A 2,100-nucleotide genomic window follows, 5' to 3' on the forward strand; every position below is an offset into this window, starting at 1 on the left:
ATTAGATATGATATTCTTAATTCGGGTCATGAAGATACCTCTTTCTTGTTTGTGGTGAATTAAGAATAGGTCTTCATGGCCTTTTTGACTAGTCTGAATAAAGAACTGGTCTAGTAGAGCAGGTGTTGCACTTCAATTTTAAATCGAGGAAAATATAATATTATTTCATTTAACTATACTTTGCCATTTTTATACAACAAAGACTCTTCAAATTTTCTTCAGGTTTATAAAAATGTGCATGGCCATATTGATAATAGAATTTTTAACAAGACTGAAAAGGGGGAAACTAGTAGTATAATTTTTGGGATAGATTCACAAGGAATTAATTCCAAATCCCCTGAATACAAATTCACAAAAACATATAGAACACTTGACACTACTTATAAAACCGTAAAAGACTTGTTAAATCATAACATTAGTGAAATAATATTTTATGGGCATTCACTTAACAAATCTGATTTTTCTTACTTTATGGCAGTATTTGATAATTTTGACATTTATAATAACACTAAATTATCTTTGACATTTGCCTATAATTCAACGGTACCACATGACAAAATCGATAAATTTAATCAAGTTTCTAATCTTATGTTTGAATATGGAAGAACCTTAAATAACAATCATGGTAATAATTTGTTACACAAGTTAATTATTGAAGGAAGAATATCTTTAAAAGATATTCATTTATAATACTTCTTATGTATCCCTAGACCTTATCTAGGGATTTTGTTTACATAAATTTCTCGATCAAATAATGGATTGAAGTCAATATTTGAGACAGGTTTTAAGAGACATTCAGAACCGCGTTTACCTTCCACAGCTCAAATAAATCATTAATCGTGATTAATAACTTATTTGAACCATGGAAAGCATTAAATCAGGCGGCCATTTGACTCGTAAGTGTTGCGATTTCAACTTGTAAGGGGGTCTGGTAGCCCAGTGAACTATGAATTCTCTTCCTATTATAGAAAGCATGCACATATTCAAAAAGGACAGCAGCGGCAGTTTCATAATTCTCAAAGACCGGCACTGGATAAACACATTCCTTTTTGAGGGAAGCATGAAAAGATTCCATTGGTGCATTATCGTATGGACACCCCTTACGGCTGTAAGAGTGGCGGATATGTAGTTCTGTTAACCGTTGGTTGTAATCATCGCTGGTGTACTGTGATCCTAAGTCTGTGTGGATAATCAGGTCCCCAGTAATGGTTCGATTTTTAACCGCGCTTTCCAGGGTCTTTAAGACTAAATCAGTATCCATCTTTTTTGAGAACGAATAGCCGATAATCCGTCGTGAGTGCAGGTCCATGATGGTTGATAAGTAACACCAGCCATTACGCTTCGTTTGAATATAGGTCATATCAGCGGTCCATTTTTGATTTAAACCAGTGGTCGAGAAATCCTGCTTAAGCAAGTTGGGACGCTGTTCAACCTTGGTTTTGGAAGCCGAAGCTGCTTTCCACTTATTGACGGTAACGGAGTGGATATCCAGTTCCTTCATGAGCCGGGAAATCCGTCGTGGACTGCACCGAAGCTGCAGTGGTTGAAGTTCCAGATTCAATTCATGGTGGATCTTCATAACGCCGTATCGCTGCTTGAATTCCGCAAAGATCCGCAGAATCCGTTGTTTTAAGTCCTCATCTTCGGCCCGGCGTTTTGAAGGCTTTGGGGATCGATAACGATAATACTGAGCTCTGGAAACACCGAGGATTCGGCACATCTTGGTTACCTGGTGGTGATGGCTTTCTTGGTGAATGTAATCAAAGATATTGGTTACTTCTGCGCAAGGAAGCCCAGGGCTTTTTTTAGGATTTCGTTCTCCTCAGACAGGGAAGCCAGCCGCTTTTCCATCGCTTTAATTTCGTCTGGCGATTTACCGGATTGAGTTTTGGCTTGGCCCTGGATCCACTTATGAACGGTTGAATAGCCAATGCCATATTCTCTGGCCAGTTGGGCGGCTGATTCGCCTTGTTTATATAGGTTGATGATGTTTTGTTTGAATTCTTTGTCGTAACGAGTTGGCATGTAAAAATTCCTTCCTTTTGAGAGACGATTTATTCATTATACGCTCTCTTAAAAGTTGTCTCAGGAATCAGCTTA

Annotated in this window: 3 protein-coding genes; 1 reads left to right on the forward strand and 2 read right to left on the reverse strand. The window is 37.8% G+C overall.

Annotated elements, in window-relative coordinates; genetic code table 11:
• Positions 1 to 159: 159 nt before the first annotated feature.
• Complete coding sequence (locus tag LPKJCM_RS13870; RefSeq protein ID WP_420844023.1) at positions 160 to 690, forward strand: AbiH family protein; 531 nt, start codon at positions 160 to 162, stop codon at positions 688 to 690.
• Positions 691 to 877: 187 nt separating this feature from the next.
• On the opposite strand, the gene LPKJCM_RS01935 is transcribed toward LPKJCM_RS13870, so the two are convergent.
• Together LPKJCM_RS01935 and LPKJCM_RS13725 are read right to left on the reverse strand one after the other, a co-directional pair.
• Entirely contained in the window at positions 878 to 1,768 is an 891-nt protein-coding gene (locus tag LPKJCM_RS01935; RefSeq protein WP_087069510.1) for an IS3 family transposase, read from the reverse strand.
• Positions 1,769 to 1,773: 5 nt separating this feature from the next.
• Positions 1,774 to 2,025 (reverse strand): IS3 family transposase, encoded by a 252-nt coding sequence (locus LPKJCM_RS13725; RefSeq protein WP_002816285.1) that lies wholly within the window; start codon positions 2,023 to 2,025, stop codon positions 1,774 to 1,776.
• Positions 2,026 to 2,100 lie beyond the last annotated feature (75 nt).

Source organism: Lentilactobacillus parakefiri, from assembly GCF_002157585.1.
GTDB lineage: Bacteria > Bacillota > Bacilli > Lactobacillales > Lactobacillaceae > Lentilactobacillus > Lentilactobacillus parakefiri.